This is a genomic window from Haematobacter massiliensis, assembly GCF_000740795.1.
GTDB lineage: Bacteria > Pseudomonadota > Alphaproteobacteria > Rhodobacterales > Rhodobacteraceae > Haematobacter > Haematobacter massiliensis.
In genome coordinates this window covers 409,196-424,774 of the sequence record NZ_JGYG01000002.1, presented here as the reverse complement: position 1 = coordinate 424,774, position 15,579 = coordinate 409,196, and the positions used below count along the sequence as shown (strand labels likewise).

Genomic DNA, 15,579 nt, shown 5'->3' with positions numbered 1-15,579 from the left:
AGGGGTGGATCTCGGGCAGCCTTGGGTGTCTGCTCAGACCACCAAGGAAAGGACATCCCATGCAGACCAGACCACTTGGCCGGACCGGCATCGACATCGCGCCGCTCGTTTTCGGCGGCAACGTTTTCGGCTGGACCATCGACGAGGCGCAGAGCTTCCGCGTGCTTGATGCCTTTGTGGACCATGGTTTCAACGCCATCGACACCGCCGATGTCTATTCCCGCTGGGCGCAGGGCAATCAGGGCGGCGAGTCGGAGACGATCATCGGCCGCTGGCTTCAGACCCGCCCCGGCCTGCGCGACAGGGTGAAGATCTTCACCAAGGTCGGCTCGGACATGGGCAAGCCGGGCCACAAGGGGCTTGGCGCGGCCTGGATCATGGAGGCCGTCGAGGATTCGCTTCGCCGGTTGCAGGTGGAGCACATCGACCTCTACTTCTCCCACTTTCCCGATTCGACCCCGCATGAGGAAACGTTGGATGCCTATTCCCGCCTTCTGAAAGCGGGCAAGATCGGCGCCATCGGCTGCTCCAACTTCGACGCAGGACAGCTCCGCGCTGCGCTCGACGTGGCCGCCGCAGAAGGCCTGCCCCGCTATGGCGTGCTCCAGCCGGAATACAACCTCTACGACCGGGAGAAGTTTGAAGGGCCGCTCCGCGACCTGTGCATCGCGGAGGATATCGGTGTCGTCTGCTACTACGCGCTCGCCTCCGGTTTCCTCAGCGGCAAGTATCGCGACGAGGCCGACCTTGGTCAAAGCGCACGGGGCGGCAAGGCCAAGGGCTATCTGACACCCAAAGGGCTGCGCATCCTCGATGCGCTCGACCGTGTGGCGGAGGCTCATGGGGCGCAACCGGCAGAGATCGCGCTCGCCTGGCTGATCGCCCGGAAGGGCGTCACCGCTCCCATCGCCTCCGCGACGCGAGAGGAACAGGTCATCAGCTTCGCCCGCGCGGCGATGATCGACCTGAAGGCCGAGGAGATCGACCTCCTTACCCGCGCGGGTGAGTGAGCCAACCACTCTCCCCGCGACTGCGCACCCGCGCTCGGACAAAGCCGCCGCGGGTGAACTGTTCCGCCTGTCCCTGTGATCGGGCACAGACAGAACAGTTCAACAGGAACCAGGAGAGCGCATCAGGGAGCAACGCGTACTGTCGGCGGCGCTGACCCCGGGACAGAGCGCGTGGTGATGCCGCTTGCCGGCCAAGCGCGAGGAGCGAGGAACGAGGAACGAGGAACGAGGAAAATCTTTGCCGCCCGCCAACGCGCAAGGAAAGCGGCTGGGTAACGCTGCCGTTGACCTACGGCCCTGTGGCTCTCCGCAAGGTTCGTCCGTGGCAACGCTGGTGGAGGAGGCTCGATGCCTCCGAGACCAGCCCTCCCCTTACCGGCGGCGCGGTGCCGGAACGGCCTTCGTCGCGGCTTTGCCTTCGGGCAGCGGACCGGTGTCGGGCCGTTTGCGAGACTTCTCCGCATCGACGACCTTCTGGGCCAGGTCACGGGCGATGGCGAAGGCGCCCTTGATCTTGTCGCCCTCCTTAGCCCAGTCTCGCAGGATGACCACCTTGTTGTCCTTGATGCGGGCGGCATTGCCCTCGGCATGGAGAAATTCGACCAGACCGGCAGGATTGGCGAACTTGTCCTTGTGGAACTGCACCGTGCAGCCCTTGGGCCCACCGTCCAGCCGTGCGATGCCCGCACGTTTGCAAAGCGCCTTGATCCGCACGATGAGCAAGAGCGTGTTGACCTCCTTCGGCAGCGGTCCGAACCTGTCGATCAGTTCCGCCGCGAAGCCTTCGAGTTCCACCTTCGTCGTCAGTGTGGAGAGCCGCCGGTAGAGGCCCAGACGCACATCGAGATCCGGGACGTAATCCTCCGGGATCAGCACCGGCACACCAAGGTTGATCTGCGGCGACCATTCGCCATCGTCGGTCAGCCCGTCGATCTCCCCCGAGCGCAGCTTCTGGATCGTCTCCTCCAGCATCGACTGATAGAGTTCGTAGCCCACTTCCTTGATGTGGCCGGACTGCTCCTCCCCCAGCAGGTTGCCCGCGCCCCGGAGGTCCAGGTCCTGGCTCGCCAGCGTGAAGCCCGCGCCGAGGCTGTCCAGAGACCCAAGGAGCCGCAGCCGCTTCTGCGCGGCAGGCGTCAGCGGCGCGCGCGGCTTCGTCGTCAGGAAGCAATAGGCCCGTGTCTTGGACCGGCCGACCCGTCCGCGTATCTGGTAAAGCTGGGCCAGCCCGAACATGTCCGCCCGGTGCACGACCATCGTGTTGGCGGTCGGAATATCCAGGCCGGATTCCACGATGGTGGTGGCCAGCAGAACATCCGCCTTGCCGTCGTAGAAATCGTTCATCCGCTGGTCGAGATCACCTGCCGCAAGCTGCCCGTGGGCGACAATGTAGCTTACCTCCGGCACATGTTCCTTGAGGAAGCCTTCCATATCCGGGAGGTCCGCGATCCGGGGAACCACGATGAAGGACTGCCCGCCGCGATAGCGTTCGCGCAAAAGCGCCTCCCGGATGGTCACGCCGTCGAACTCCGACACATAGGTGCGGATCGCCAGTCGATCCACAGGCGGCGTGCCGATGATGGAGAGGTCACGCACCCCCGTCAGCGACAGTTGCAACGTGCGGGGGATCGGCGTCGCGGTCAGCGTCAGGACGTGAACATCCGTCCGCATCTCCTTCAGGCGTTCCTTGTGGGAGACGCCAAAATGCTGCTCCTCGTCGATGACCATGAGGCCGAGGTTCTTGAACCGGACCCCCTTGGCAAGCAGCGCATGGGTGCCGACGACGATGTCGATCGTCCCGTCTGCCATCCCCTCCCGCGTCTTCGCCGCTTCCTTGGCCGGAACGAAACGCGACAGCTGCCGCACCGTGACGGGGAAGCCGCGAAAGCGGTCGGCGAAGCTGCGGTAATGCTGACGGGCGAGCAGCGTCGTGGGACAGATCACCGCGACCTGACCCCCGCCCAGCACCGCGGCAAAGGCGGCGCGGATCGCGACCTCCGTCTTGCCGAAGCCCACATCGCCCACCACGAGCCGGTCCATCGGCACGCCTGCCTCCAGGTCGTGCATCACGTCCGCGATGGCGGAGAGCTGATCCTCCGTCTCCTGATAGGGGAAGCGCGCCTCGAAACTCTCCCAGATGCCATGCGGCGGGTCGTAGACGGGGGCGGAACGGAGGTGGCGCTCGGCGGCGATCCGCATGAGTTTTTCGGCGATCTGCCGGATACGCTCCTTCAGCTTGGCTTTCTTCGCCTGCCACGCGCCGCCGCCCAGCTTGTCGAGCAGCCCATCCTCATGCCCGTAGCGGGAGAGGAGTTCGATGTTTTCCACCGGCAGGAACAGCCGGTCGCCGCCTGCATATTCGAGTGCGATGCACTCGTGCGGCGCGCCCATCGCGGTGATCGTCTCCAACCCGGTGTAGCGCCCCACGCCGTGTTCCACATGCACGACCAGATCGCCGGGGCTGAGCGATTGCGCTTCCGACAGGAAGTTCTCCGCCTTCCGCTTGCGCTTCGGCCGGCCCACCATGCGGTCGCCCAGCACGTCCTGTTCCGAGATGACCGTCAGGCCGGGAGCCTCGAACCCCTGCGCCAGCGGCCAGACAGCAAGGAACAGCCCGCCCTTGCCCTCGGGCACCTCGCGCACGTCCTCCACATCACGGGAGGCCGTCAGGCCCTGATCCTCCAGCAACCCCCTCAGCCGCTCCCGCGGGCCCTCGGAGAAGGAGGCGATCACGACCTGGCTGTCCTTGCGTTTCGCGCGCACATGATCGGCCAGCGCGCCGAACAGGCTCACGCTTTCCTGTTGCCGCTCAGGGGCGAAATTCCGACCGACGCGCCCCCCCGCATCCACCACGCCCGGCCCCGGCGCCTGGGGCAGCGGGGAAAGTTGCACGACACGGTGGCCCCCGACCGCTGCCTCCCATGCAGCATCGTCCAGATAGAGAAGGCCCGGCGGACAGGGCTTGTAGACCGAGTCGGTCCGCCCCTTCTGCACCATCGCCTCGCGCCGGGCATCATAGGCGTCGTCCACCGCTTCCCATCGAGCGAGCCGCGTGGGCGTCACCTGATCGTCCAGCATCACGCCCGCATCCGGCAGGTAATCGAAGATCGTCTCCAGCCGCTCATGGAAGAACGGCAGCCAGTGCTCCATCCCCTGCTGCCGCCGCCCTGCGCTTACCGCCTCATACAGCGGGTCGTCTGATCCGCCGGCACCGAATTCCAGCCGATAATTCTGGCGGAACCGGGTGATCGAGGCATCGTCCAGCACCACCTCCGACATGGGGGCAAGGGCGATCCGGTCCAGCTTGTCGGTGGTTCGCTGAGTCGCGGCGTCAAATCGGCGCGCGCTCTCCAGAACGTCGCCGAAGAAGTCGAGCCGTATCGGCCCTGTGTCGCCCGGCGGGAAAATGTCCACGATGCCGCCCCGCACCGCAAAATCCCCTGCCTCCGTCACCGTGGGGCTTTGGGTGAAACCCATGCGCGCAAGATAGGCCCGCAAGCCCATCTCATCGACCCGCTGGCCCACCTTCGCGCTGAAGGAGGCATCCCGCAGCAGATCGCGCATCGGTAGCCGCTGTGTCGCCGCGTTGAGCGTGGTGAGCAGGACGAAATTGCCCGGAACCCCCCGCGCCAGCGCCGCCAGCGTCGCCATGCGCGCCGCCGTCACCTCAGGATTGGGCGAAACGCGGTCATAGGGCAGGCAGTCCCACGCAGGCAGGTCGAGCACGGGAAGACTGGGCGCGAAGAAGGTCAGCGCGCGGCGCATCTCCTCCATCCGCCGCCCGTCGCGGGCGATATGGATCACCGGACGGTTCTGTCTTTCGACTTCTCGGGCGAGCAGGCGCGCGTCAAATCCCTCCGGCGCGCCGCCGAGGGTGACTGTCTGGCCTTTGGGGCGGGTCATGTCATCCATTTTCGGGTGAGGTAATCACGCATGCGGCGAAGTCAACTGCCAAGGGCCGAGACCGTCAGGTTCCGCCACATTCCCCAGAGCGCAGTGACAAGAATGAACACGATCCCCAGGCATTGGACCCGGAACCTCTGCCAGAACAGGGCAGAGCGCAATCTCTCCCCCGCCAGCCCGTGCGACAGGATCCGTTGCGCTGTCCAGAGGTCCAGCCCGCGTACCAGCATCAACGGCAGAAGCAGGAGGAACACCGCCTGTCCGAGCTCTATCCCGTACCCCCAGCCTGTGATCATCAGCGAGGCAAGCAGGAAGAAGGCGGTCGCAACGGTCAGCAATCCGAAGGCCGCATAACGCCGCGCAAGCCGAAGCGCCGAGAGCCGCGAGACCTCCTCCAGTTCCGCCATGCTGCCCGGCCGGTCGGCATGGGCGGCGGCGAGGACATCCACCGGCACACCCGCCACCCGCTGCCCGAGGAGAAACCACATCACGGCGAGCATCGCCCAGAACCACAGGCTGGAGAACGACCGGACGTCTATCAATCCGGCCAGCATGGAATACCAGTTCAGCACGTCGGTTGGTCTCGCCTCTCGCCTGTTGCGGTACCGTATCGCTGCGTTGCCGCGAATCCTACCCTTGAGATGGACGGTTCTCCGTGGCAGGCAAGGCGCAGCCAGAAGGAGAGCCGTCATGCCAGCCACCCTCGCCGCCTATCCTGCCACCCGCCTGCGCCGGCTTCGCCGTTCCGCGCAGATCCGGTCTCTGGCGCAGGAGAATACGCTGGCGGTCGGTGATCTCATCTGGCCGATCTTCGTGCGCGACGGCTATGACATCGCGGAACCCATCGCCTCCATGCCGGGGGTGGAGCGGCTCTCCATCGACCGTGCCGTGCGGGCGGCGGAAGAGGCGGCGACGCTCGGCATCCCGGCGCTGTGCCTCTTTCCCTATACCGATGCCGAACGCCGCACGGAAACCTGTGAAGAAGCGTGGAGCGACGAAAACCTCGTCAACCGGGCGATCCGGGCAATCAAGGCAGAGGTGCCGGAAATTGCCATCATGACGGATATCGCGCTCGATCCCTACAATGCCAACGGGCACGACGGCTTCGTGAAGGACGGCATCATCGTCAACGACGAGACGGTCGAAGCGCTGGTGAAAATGGCGCTGGCGCAGGCGGATGCGGGGGCGGATATCCTCGGTCCTTCCGACATGATGGATGGCCGGATCGGGGCGATGCGGGCAGCGCTGGAGGCCGCGGGCCATCAGGACGTGGCGATCCTGTCCTATTCGGCGAAATACGCCTCCGCCTTTTATGGCCCGTTCCGCGATGCGGTGGGGGCCTCGGGCCGGCTCGTCGGCGACAAGAAAACCTACCAGATGAACCCCGCGAATGCGGAGGAGGCGCTCCGCCTTGTCGAACGCGATCTGGCGGAGGGCGCGGACATGGTGATGGTGAAGCCGGGGATGCCCTATCTCGACATCTGTCGCCGGGTGCGCGACCGTTTCGGCGTGCCGACCTTCGCCTATCAGGTATCGGGTGAATACGCGATGCTGGAAGGCGCGATCCGCAACGGCTGGCTGGACGGCGACAAGGTCGTGGTGGAAAGCCTGATGGCCTTCAAGCGCGCGGGTTGCCACGGCATCCTGACCTATTTCGCCCCGCGCGTCGCACGCATGCTTGCACCGAGCTTCTGAGCGGAAGGCACAGGGGTTAATCCGGGGGTCATGGCGCCTTGACGGGCTTGTGTTCTTCCTGATGGCCGCCGATGCGGCGGCAGGGGTGACAAGCCTTGTCTCACAGGATAGCCTCCCGGCCCAACCGGAGCGCCGAATTTGCGGCGGGCCGAGACAACCAACGCCGGGTAACGGTTCTCGAAAAGGGCAGCAGATGGTCCAGATTTCCCGCAGGGGCTTCTTCATCGCGACAGGCGGCGCGGCGCTCGGCCTCACGGCGGCCTGCGGGAACGGCGTGGGTACTGCGAATTCCCAACGCATTGATGCCCGCGTGGATGCCACGCGTGACTTCCTGTTCAGCCGCTATCCCGGCACCGTCGATCTCGCCGCCAAGTCGCAGGGGGTGCTCTACATCCCGCTGATGACGGAGGCCGGGTTCGGCTTCGGCGGCGCCTACGGTCAGGGTGCGCTTCGCATCAATGACGTGACGGTGGACTATTACTCCGCAACCAAGGTCTCGGCCGGGTTGCAGATCGGCGCGCAGCAATATGCCCATGCGCTGTTCTTCATGACGGAGCAGTCGCTCGCCCAGTTCCGCGCAGGAGAAGGCTGGGCCGCAGGGGCAGACCTCAAATACGCGGTTTTCGATCAGGGCGGCAACCTCGGGCTCGACACGACAACGGCGCTGGCGCCAGTCATCGCGCTGGTCTTCGGTCAGGCAGGACTGCTGGTCGGCGCGACGCTGGCGGGCACGAAATATACCCGCATCATTCCCTGACACGTCACACGTCTTGACGGAAGCGGACAGCTCGGGCATCGGACAGAGACCAGTCCCAACCCGGAGCCGCGCGGCATGGAAAAGCTTATCGAACGTGGCCTCTTTGCCAGCCGCTGGCTGATGGCGCCGATGTATATCGGGCTGGTCGGGGCTCTTCTGCTGCTGCTATGGGGGTTCCTGAAGGAGCTCCTGCATCTGTTCACCGATCTCGGCAATATCACGCAGTATGACGTGATCCTCGGGACGCTGGCGCTGATCGACCTGACGCTGGCGGGGAACCTCGTCCTCATCGTGATCTTCTCGGGCTACGAGAACTTCGTCTCCAAGATGAACATGGACGGGCATGAGGACCGCCCCGAATGGCAGGGGACGGTCGACTTCTCGGGCCTCAAGCTGAAACTCATCGCCTCCATCGTGGCGATTTCGGGGATCCATCTGCTCAAGGTGTTCATGGATGTCACCTCGACCTCGCCCGAGCAGATCCGCTGGATGGTCATCATCCACCTTGTATTCGTGATTTCCGGTGTGCTGCTGGCGCTGATGGACTGGATCACCGTAAAGGCCAAGCCGAAGAAGTAAGGGGGCCTTCCGGCCCCCCTTCCCTTATGCGAAATCCAATACCACGCGTCCGTCGATCTGCCCCTTCTCCATCCGGGAAAAGACGTCGTTCACCTCCTCCAGCTTGGCGGTAGAGGTGTGGGCATGCACAAGCCCGCGCCCCGCGAAATCCAGCGATTCCGCCAGATCGAGCCGGGTGCCGACGATGGAACCGCGCACCGTAATCCCCTCCAGCACCATGTCGAAGATCGGCAGAGGAAAATCTCCGGGCGGCAGGCCATTCAGTGCGATGGTGCCCCCCCGACGCGCGAATTTCAGCGCCTGCTCGAACGCCTTGGGCGACACTGCGGTCACCAGAACGCCATGCGCGCCGCCGATTTCCTTCTTGATGGCGGCCACGGGATCGGTGGTCTTTGCGTTGACCGTCACCTCCGCCCCCAGTTCTCGGGCGAGTTTCAGCTTGGACTCGTCGATGTCCACAGCGGCGACATGCAACCCCATCGCCTTGGCATATTGCACGGCCATGTGGCCCAGCCCCCCGATCCCGGAGATCACCACCCATTCACCTGGGCGCGTATCCGTCATCTTCAGACCTTTGTAGACCGTCACACCGGCGCAGAGGACCGGCGCGATTTCAACGAAACCCACCTCCTTCGGCAGATGGCCCAGATAGTTCGGATCGGCGAGCACATATTCGGCAAAACCACCGTTCACCGAATAGCCTGTGTTCTGCTGCAATTCGCACAGCGTCTCCCAGCCGCCCAGGCAGTGCTCGCAATGGCCGCAGGCGGTATAGAGCCACGGCACGCCCACCCGGTCTCCCTCCTTCACGGACGTCACGCCCTGGCCCACGCCGACCACGTGACCGACGCCCTCATGTCCCGGGATGAACGGAGGCTTGGGCTTCACCGGCCAGTCGCCATGCGCGGCATTCAGATCGGTATGGCAGACACCGCAGGCTTCTATCTTGACGAGAACCGTGCCCGGCGCGACTTCCGGCACCTTTGCTTCCTCGATGACGAGCGGCTTGCCGAACTCTCTGACGACGGCGGCTTTCATGGTTTTCTGCATGACGTTTCCTTTGGCAATGAAAAGCCTCCACGCCGTGGGGACGCGGAGGCGTCTTATGCTTGAAGCGGGGGGCGGACGGGCACGCATGGAAGGCGGCCCGTCCGCAGCGCCGGTCAAGGTGTGGAGGGGATAGCACCCGAACCGGAACTGTCCTGCGGCAGCGGGCCAGACTGGCCCGCGCCGAACAGAGGGTCTGGTTCCCGGACGCGCCGGGAACCTTCAGGGGATCAGAAGAAGCCAAGCTTGCTGGCGCTGTAGCTCACCAGCATGTTCTTGGTTTCCTGGTAATGGTCGAGCATCATCTTGTGCGTCTCGCGCCCGATGCCGGACTGCTTGTAGCCACCGAAGGCCGCGCCCGCGGGATACACGTGGTAGCAGTTCGTCCAGACCCGACCCGCCTGGATCGCGCGCCCCATGCGATAGGCGGTGTTGCCATCCCGGCTCCATACGCCTGCGCCCAGACCATAGACCGTATCGTTGGCGATCTCGATCGCCTCATCTGCGGTCTTGAACGTGGTGACGGAAACGACAGGCCCGAAGATCTCCTCCTGGAAGACCCGCATCTTGTTGTTGCCCTCGAAGACCGTCGGCTGGATGTAATAGCCGCTGGACAGATCGCCGCCGAGCTTGGCGGCTTCGCCACCCGTCAGCACCTTGGCGCCCTCGCGCTTGCCGATGTCGAGATAGCCCATGATCTTCTCGTACTGCTCGACGGAGGCCTGCGCGCCGATCATGGTGGAGGGTTTCAGCGGATCATCCTGCGTGATCGCCTGAACACGTTTCAGCGCCTTCTCCATGAAGCGGTCGTAGATCGACTCGTGCACCAGGGCGCGGGACGGACAGGTGCAGACTTCGCCCTGGTTCAGCGCAAAAAACGCAAACCCCTCCAGCGCCTTGTCGAGGAAACCGTCGTCCTCGTCCATTACATCGGCAAAGAAGATGTTGGGCGACTTGCCCCCCAGTTCCAGCGTGATGTTCGTCACGTTCTGCGCGGCATAGCCCATGATGAGCTTGCCCACCTCGGTGGAGCCGGTAAAGGCGATCTTGGCGATGCGCGGGTTTTCGGCGAGCGGCTTGCCCGCCTCCGTCCCCAGCCCGTTCACGATGTTGACCACGCCCGGCGGCAGCAGATCGCCTATGATCTCGAACAGCACCATGATGGAGGCCGGCGTCTGCTCCGCCGGTTTCAGCACAACGCAGTTCCCGGCGGCCAGCGCAGGGGCGAGCTTCCATGCCCCCATCAGGATCGGGAAGTTCCACGGGATGATCTGGCCCACTACGCCCAGCGGCTCATGGAAATGGTACGCTACAGTGTCGTTGTCGATCTGGGAGATCGTGCCTTCCTGCGCCCGGATGCAGCCCGCGAAGTAGCGGAAGTGATCCGCCGTCAGAGGGATGTCCGCGGCCATCGTCTCGCGCAGCGGCTTGCCGTTGTCCCAGGTCTCGGCCGTCGCGATGGTCTCAAGGTTCTGCTCGATCCGTTCTGCGATCTTCAGCAGAATGTTGGACCGTTCGGTGGGCGAAGTCCGACCCCAGGCATCCTTCGCCTTGTGCGCAGCGTCGAGCGCCGCTTCGATATCCTTGCCGTCCGACCGCGCAACCTCGCAGACGACCTTGCCGGTCATCGGGGAGATGTTCTCCATGTAGCGGCCAGACTTCGGAGCGACCCACTCGCCGCCGATGTAGTTCTCATAGCGCTTCTTGAACGGAGACTTGTGGTGCTGCTCCGAATGGGTCTGGGTGTCTGCCATGATTTCCTCCTGTTCGTCGGCCCCTCCTCGGGCCGTCTGATAGGAGAGTTTAGACATTACGCCGCGCGATAAAGCCCCCGGGAGGCCATGCTGCGCCCGCAACTGTCTCACCCGCGATACAGTGCGCAGCGGCGTCCTCAGGAAATTTGCACACCGAATTGCTTCATCTTGCGATAGAAGGTCGCGCGTCCGATGCCGAGCTCCCGCGCAGCGGCAGAAACATTTCCCCCCGCACGGTGCAATGCCCGCAGCATCTCCGAGCGCGCCGCCTCATCCAGCCCGCCGGGGCCGTCCTCCCCCAGAATGTCGCTGGCAGGCCGCCGGGCAAGAATATCGTCCTCCGTCAGGCCGAAGCTCCGCCGTGCGGCACGCGTCGCACCGAGGATGAGGTCATCCCGGTCAACCGCGAAGAGGATCGGGCCGGTGGTGTCACGTCCCTCCAGCGTCAGTATCCGGGCGGTGGCGAAGGCTGCCCGGAACAGCTCACGCTCGATCCGCCGCGCGGCATCGACGACAGCGAGAGAGACAAGCCGGGCATGGCCCTCCGTCAAATCCCCGCGCACAGAGGAGACGTCGATCACCGCGCTGAGTTGCCCTTCCGGGCCAAAGACCGGCGCGCCCATGCAGGAAAGCTGCGTATGGGTCGCGCGGAAATGTTGGCCGCGATGGATGATGACGGGGCGCCGCTCCGCAAGGCAGGTGCCGATCCCGTTCGTCCCTTCCTCCGACTCGCTCCAGTTGGCGCCTGCGACAAGACCTGCGCCGGAGAACCACGCCTGATCCGAACTGCGGGTACGATCATCGATCACCAGCCCGTCGCCATCGGTCAGCAACACGGCGCAACCCGCGTCGAGCGCGGCGCCGGCCAGACGGTCCAGCACAGGCGCGGCGATCCGCAGGAGCGGGCCAACCCGCTCCCTCCGGTGCCTGAGCGCCGCGTTTTCCGGACGGGCCACGGCATGACTTTCCGCCGGATCCAGCTTGTGGTGAACGAGGGAACGACGCCAGGATGCCGCGACCGGCGATCGGACGGCTTCCCCGGACGCCGCGACAGCCATCACGTTTTCGACGTGGCCCCTCTCGAATTGCGAGAACATTCCAGCCTCCACTCTGTCCTGTCTCCAGCAGAGAGGATGGCTCAGTCGGGGCGATGTAGCAATAAACTTGTCGTGGGACGAAAGATGAGCGGGAAACCTCGTCTCAGCGGGGCTTACTCCTCCCCCGCCGCCTCACCCATGTCCTCGCCTCGACGTGAACCGCCACGGAAGCCGGTGGCCACGACAAACTTCTCCGAACTGTCCGACCGGCTGGCCGGCGGCTTCACATGGGCGACCTTGCGGAAGTTCTGCTTGAGCAACTGCTGCAACTCCGCCTCCGCCCCGCCGGCCAGGACCTTGGCGACGAAAGTGCCGCCTTCCTCCAGTACGTCGAAGGCGAAATACGCCGCCGCCTCGCAGAGCGCCATGATGCGCAGGTGATCGGTCTGCTTGTGCCCGGAGGAGGCCGCCGCCATGTCCGACATGACCACATCCGCCTTGCCGCCAAGCCAACCCCGCACCGCATCGTCCGCACCGTCGGATAGAAAGTCGAGTTGGTGCAACTCCGCCCCTGCAATGGGTTCCACCTCCTGCAGGTCGACGCCGAGGACGGTGCCCTGTTTCTTCCCTCCGCGATCCCCGAGCGCGTTGACCCGGGCGACGGCCACCTGGCTCCATCCCCCCGGCGCGCAACCAAGGTCGACCACACGTGCGCCGGGCACGAGGAAGTGAAACTTGTCGTCCAGTTCGAGGATCTTGAATGCCGCGCGTCCCCGGTAGCCTTCCCGCCGGGCGCGCTGCACATAAGGGTCGTTCAGCTGCCGCTCCAGCCAGCGGGTGGAGGAGAGCTTGCGCCCCTTGGCGGTCTTGACCCGAACGCGAAGCTCGCGCTGGCCGCGACCGGATGTTCCTTTTTCCGTCGTCATCTTCTTCCTCGTCAGAAGCCGTCCGTCAGCACGCCGTCGGCCGACATCTGGGCGTAGAGCAACCCCTCCCTCAGACCGCGATCCGCGACGGACAACCGGTCTGTCGGCCAGACGCGCATCAGCGCCTGCAGGATGGCGGAGCCGGACATGATGAGCGCATGGCGGTCGCGCCCGATGCGCGGGTCCGCCCGCCGCCCTTCAGGGCCGAGTGTGAGGTAGTTGCGAATAACCGAATCGATCTGGGCGGAGGTCATCCTCAACCCGTCAACCTTGTTCCTGTCATAGCGGCGCAGTCCAAGAAAAGACGCCGCAACCGTCGTGACAGTCCCGGACGTGCCGATGATCTGGAACCCCGCCCGCGGATTTTCCGCGTTGTAGGGGGAGAAACTTGCCAGATTCTCCTCGAAGTGCCAGCTCATCAGGGCGAAACGGGCAGCGTCGTCCTCCACATCCTCGAACTGATCGCGAAGCGTGGCCACGCCGAGCGGCACGGAAATCCAGTCCACCACCTTGGCCGCCGGCCCGCGCTGCGGCGCATTGAAGCCCCGGTGAAGGCGCATGATCGCAGCGGGCCTGTCCGCCCGCGGCACCTGCGACAGGTCGATCCAGACTAGCTCCGTCGAGCCGCCGCCGATATCCACGACCAGCAATTGCTCCGTCCGGTGCGACACAAGCGGCGCGCAGGAGATGACGGCGAGCCGCGCCTCCTCCTCCGGCGGGATGATTTCGAGACTGAGACCCGTTTCCGCCCGGATCTGACGCAGAAGCTCCCGCCCGTTGCGAGCGCGCCGGCAGGCCTCCGTCGCGACCAGTCGCATCTTGCGGACGCGATGTGTCTCCAGCTTGCGCTGACAGATGCGCATGGCCTGAACGGTGCGCGCCATAGAGGCACGCGACAACCGGCCGGAGGCTTCAAGCCCCATGCCCAGCTGAACCGCTTTGGAGAAGCTGTCGATCACATGGAATTGGTTGCCGCGCGGTTCGGCCACCAGCATCCGACAGCTGTTGGTTCCAAGGTCGAGCGCGGCATAAAGCTCGCCCGTCTCGGGGGTCTTGGCGGCGGTCGGTTCGACCTCTACAGGGATCGCGCCCGCAGCCTGGGGACGCATGGGCGTCATTTTACGCCCTCCGGGTAACGTGTTGCGTCCAAGCTAATCACTGGCAGCTCCCTCCGCAAGCACGAGCTTCCGCTAGCGGGTCCGCCGGGGCGCTGCTAGCATCCCGTCATCCTGTTGGAGGAAGACATGTATAAATCCATTCTCGTTGCCGTTGCTCTCGATCACGGAGATGCCGCGAAAGCGCTCCTCGACCGGGCGAAACAGCTGGCGGAACCCGGCGGCACCATTCGCGCCGTAAACGTGGTTGAGCCGATTCCCGCCTATGTCACGGCCGAAATCCCGCCCGATTTGTTCATGAACCAGAGCGGGCGCGCGGAGAAGGACATGCAGGACCTGCTTGTCGGCTATGAGAGCGTCGTGCCGGAGATCCGCGTCGGAGGAGCGGCTGCAGAGATCATGGCCGCGGCAGAAGAACATGGCTCCGACCTCATCATGATCGCCTCCCACAAGCCGGGATTCAGCACCTACTTCATCGGCTCGACTGCGGCGCGCGTCGTCCGCCATGCGCAATGCTCGGTGCTCGTCAGCCGTTGACCATGAGAATTTCGCCAAGGATTGAGGCGATCACCGCCGCCGGTACCGACGGTTGGGAGATCTACTACCGCACGCGAGAGCTTCTCGCGCGCGGGGAACGCGTGTTGTCGCTCACCATCGGAGAGCACGACATCAAGACCGATCCCGTGATTCTGGAGGCGATGCACCAAAGCACGCGCGCCGGAAACACCGGCTACGCTTTTGGTCCGGGCAATCCCGAACTGCGGGCGGAGGTGGCGGCGCGGGTCGCGGCGCGGACGGGCGTCCCCACAGGAGCGGAGAACGTCATCATCACGCCGGGCGGTCAGGCCGCGCTTTTTGCATCGCATATGGCGCTTCTGGACAAGGGGGATCGCGCGTTGCACGCCGATCCCTATTACGCCACCTACCCCGGCACGATCCGCGCGGCAGGCGGCGTTCCGGTTGCCGTTCCCACCCGTTCCCGGGACGCCTTCCAGCCCAAGGCTGAAGACATCATGGCGCGGGCCAAGGGGGCAAAAACGCTGCTCATCAACACCCCCAACAACCCGACCGGCGTGGTCTATGACCGGCCGACGCTGGACGGCATCGCGCAGGCTGTCACAGAAGCCGACCTGTGGCTGATCTCGGACGAGGTCTATGACACCCAGATATGGGAGGGCGAGCACATCTCGCCCCGCGCGCTTCCCGCGATTCGGGAGCGGGTGCTGGTGGTCGGCTCCATGTCGAAGAGCCATGCGATGACCGGATCCCGGCTGGGCTGGGTGGTGGCCGAGCCAGAGGTGATCGAGGCGCTGGCGGTTCTCGCGACCAACACGACCTATGGCGTTGCCCCTTTCGTTCAGGATGCGGCGCTTCACGCTTTGCGTCTCGGGCCGGATTTCGAGGAGCGCATCGCAGAGCCGTTTCGCAGACGCCGGGATATTGCCACCCGACTCATCGCGGATCAGAATCTGGTTCGGCTCGTGCCGTCCTCAGGCGCGATGTATCTGATGCTGGACATTCGCGCGACCGGGCTTTCGGGCAACGATTTTGCCGGTCGGCTCCTGGAGGAGGAACGTATCGCCGTGATGCCGGGAGAGAGTTTCGGCGCCGCGGCGGCCGGACATCTCAGGGTGGCGATGACTATTCCCGACCCGGCGTTCGAAGAGGCTCTCGCGCGCCTGCTGGCGTTCGCAGCACATATCACTGCCTGAAGCGGGAAAAAAAAAGGCGGGCACAAGGCCCGCCTTTTCCGTTT

13 protein-coding genes are annotated in these 15,579 nt (G+C 64.8%); 6 read left to right on the top strand and 7 right to left on the bottom strand.

The window, feature by feature from the left end; translation table 11 throughout:
* Positions 1-59: 59 nt before the first annotated feature.
* Positions 60-1,010 (top strand): aldo/keto reductase, encoded by a 951-nt coding sequence (locus tag CN97_RS05135; RefSeq protein WP_035708019.1) that lies wholly within the window; start codon positions 60-62, stop codon positions 1,008-1,010.
* A 372-nt stretch (positions 1,011-1,382) separates the two neighbouring features.
* Here the strand turns inward: CN97_RS05135 and mfd are convergent, their stop codons facing one another.
* Both mfd and CN97_RS05125 read right to left on the bottom strand, forming a co-directional pair.
* Positions 1,383-4,913: a transcription-repair coupling factor gene (mfd, locus tag CN97_RS05130; RefSeq protein ID WP_051910994.1), complete on the bottom strand. Its 3,531-nt coding sequence runs from the start codon at positions 4,911-4,913 to the stop codon at positions 1,383-1,385.
* A 41-nt stretch (positions 4,914-4,954) separates the two neighbouring features.
* Positions 4,955-5,485, bottom strand: coding sequence for a hypothetical protein (locus tag CN97_RS05125; protein ID WP_051910969.1), 531 nt, complete (start codon positions 5,483-5,485; stop codon positions 4,955-4,957).
* A 118-nt stretch (positions 5,486-5,603) separates the two neighbouring features.
* Here CN97_RS05125 and hemB point away from each other — a divergent pair, with 118 nt between their 5' ends.
* The 3 genes from hemB to CN97_RS05110 all read left to right on the top strand — a co-directional run bounded on the left by hemB (position 5,604) and on the right by CN97_RS05110 (position 7,944).
* Positions 5,604-6,608, top strand: coding sequence for a porphobilinogen synthase (hemB, locus tag CN97_RS05120; protein ID WP_035708016.1), 1,005 nt, complete (start codon positions 5,604-5,606; stop codon positions 6,606-6,608).
* Between the two features lie 193 nt (positions 6,609-6,801).
* Positions 6,802-7,365 carry a lipid-binding SYLF domain-containing protein gene (locus tag CN97_RS05115; protein WP_035708011.1) on the top strand — a complete coding sequence of 188 codons (564 nt, stop codon included), beginning with the start codon at positions 6,802-6,804 and terminating at the stop codon, positions 7,363-7,365.
* Between the two features lie 75 nt (positions 7,366-7,440).
* Positions 7,441-7,944 carry a TIGR00645 family protein gene (locus CN97_RS05110; RefSeq protein WP_035708008.1) on the top strand — a complete coding sequence of 168 codons (504 nt, stop codon included), beginning with the start codon at positions 7,441-7,443 and terminating at the stop codon, positions 7,942-7,944.
* A gap of 24 nt (positions 7,945-7,968) precedes the next feature.
* Here the strand turns inward: CN97_RS05110 and adhP are convergent, their stop codons facing one another.
* From adhP to CN97_RS05085, 5 genes are all read right to left on the bottom strand, one after another.
* Positions 7,969-8,994, bottom strand: a complete 1,026-nt coding sequence (adhP, locus tag CN97_RS05105) for an alcohol dehydrogenase AdhP (RefSeq protein ID WP_035708005.1) — start codon at positions 8,992-8,994, stop codon at positions 7,969-7,971.
* A gap of 227 nt (positions 8,995-9,221) precedes the next feature.
* Complete coding sequence (gene adh, locus CN97_RS05100; RefSeq protein WP_035708003.1) at positions 9,222-10,745, bottom strand: aldehyde dehydrogenase; 1,524 nt, start codon at positions 10,743-10,745, stop codon at positions 9,222-9,224.
* A 137-nt stretch (positions 10,746-10,882) separates the two neighbouring features.
* Positions 10,883-11,842 (bottom strand): GAF domain-containing protein, encoded by a 960-nt coding sequence (locus tag CN97_RS05095; RefSeq protein ID WP_035708001.1) that lies wholly within the window; start codon positions 11,840-11,842, stop codon positions 10,883-10,885.
* Positions 11,843-11,955: 113 nt separating this feature from the next.
* Positions 11,956-12,708, bottom strand: coding sequence for an RlmE family RNA methyltransferase (locus tag CN97_RS05090; RefSeq protein ID WP_035707998.1), 753 nt, complete (start codon positions 12,706-12,708; stop codon positions 11,956-11,958).
* A gap of 11 nt (positions 12,709-12,719) precedes the next feature.
* Complete coding sequence (locus CN97_RS05085; RefSeq protein WP_035707995.1) at positions 12,720-13,826, bottom strand: Ppx/GppA phosphatase family protein; 1,107 nt, start codon at positions 13,824-13,826, stop codon at positions 12,720-12,722.
* A 126-nt stretch (positions 13,827-13,952) separates the two neighbouring features.
* On the opposite strand from CN97_RS05085, the gene CN97_RS05080 reads away from it, so the two are divergent.
* Positions 13,953-14,360 (top strand): universal stress protein, encoded by a 408-nt coding sequence (locus CN97_RS05080; RefSeq protein ID WP_035707992.1) that lies wholly within the window; start codon positions 13,953-13,955, stop codon positions 14,358-14,360.
* A 2-nt stretch (positions 14,361-14,362) separates the two neighbouring features.
* Positions 14,363-15,535 (top strand): pyridoxal phosphate-dependent aminotransferase, encoded by a 1,173-nt coding sequence (locus CN97_RS05075; protein ID WP_035707989.1) that lies wholly within the window; start codon positions 14,363-14,365, stop codon positions 15,533-15,535.
* The last annotated feature ends 44 nt before the right edge of the window (positions 15,536-15,579 follow it).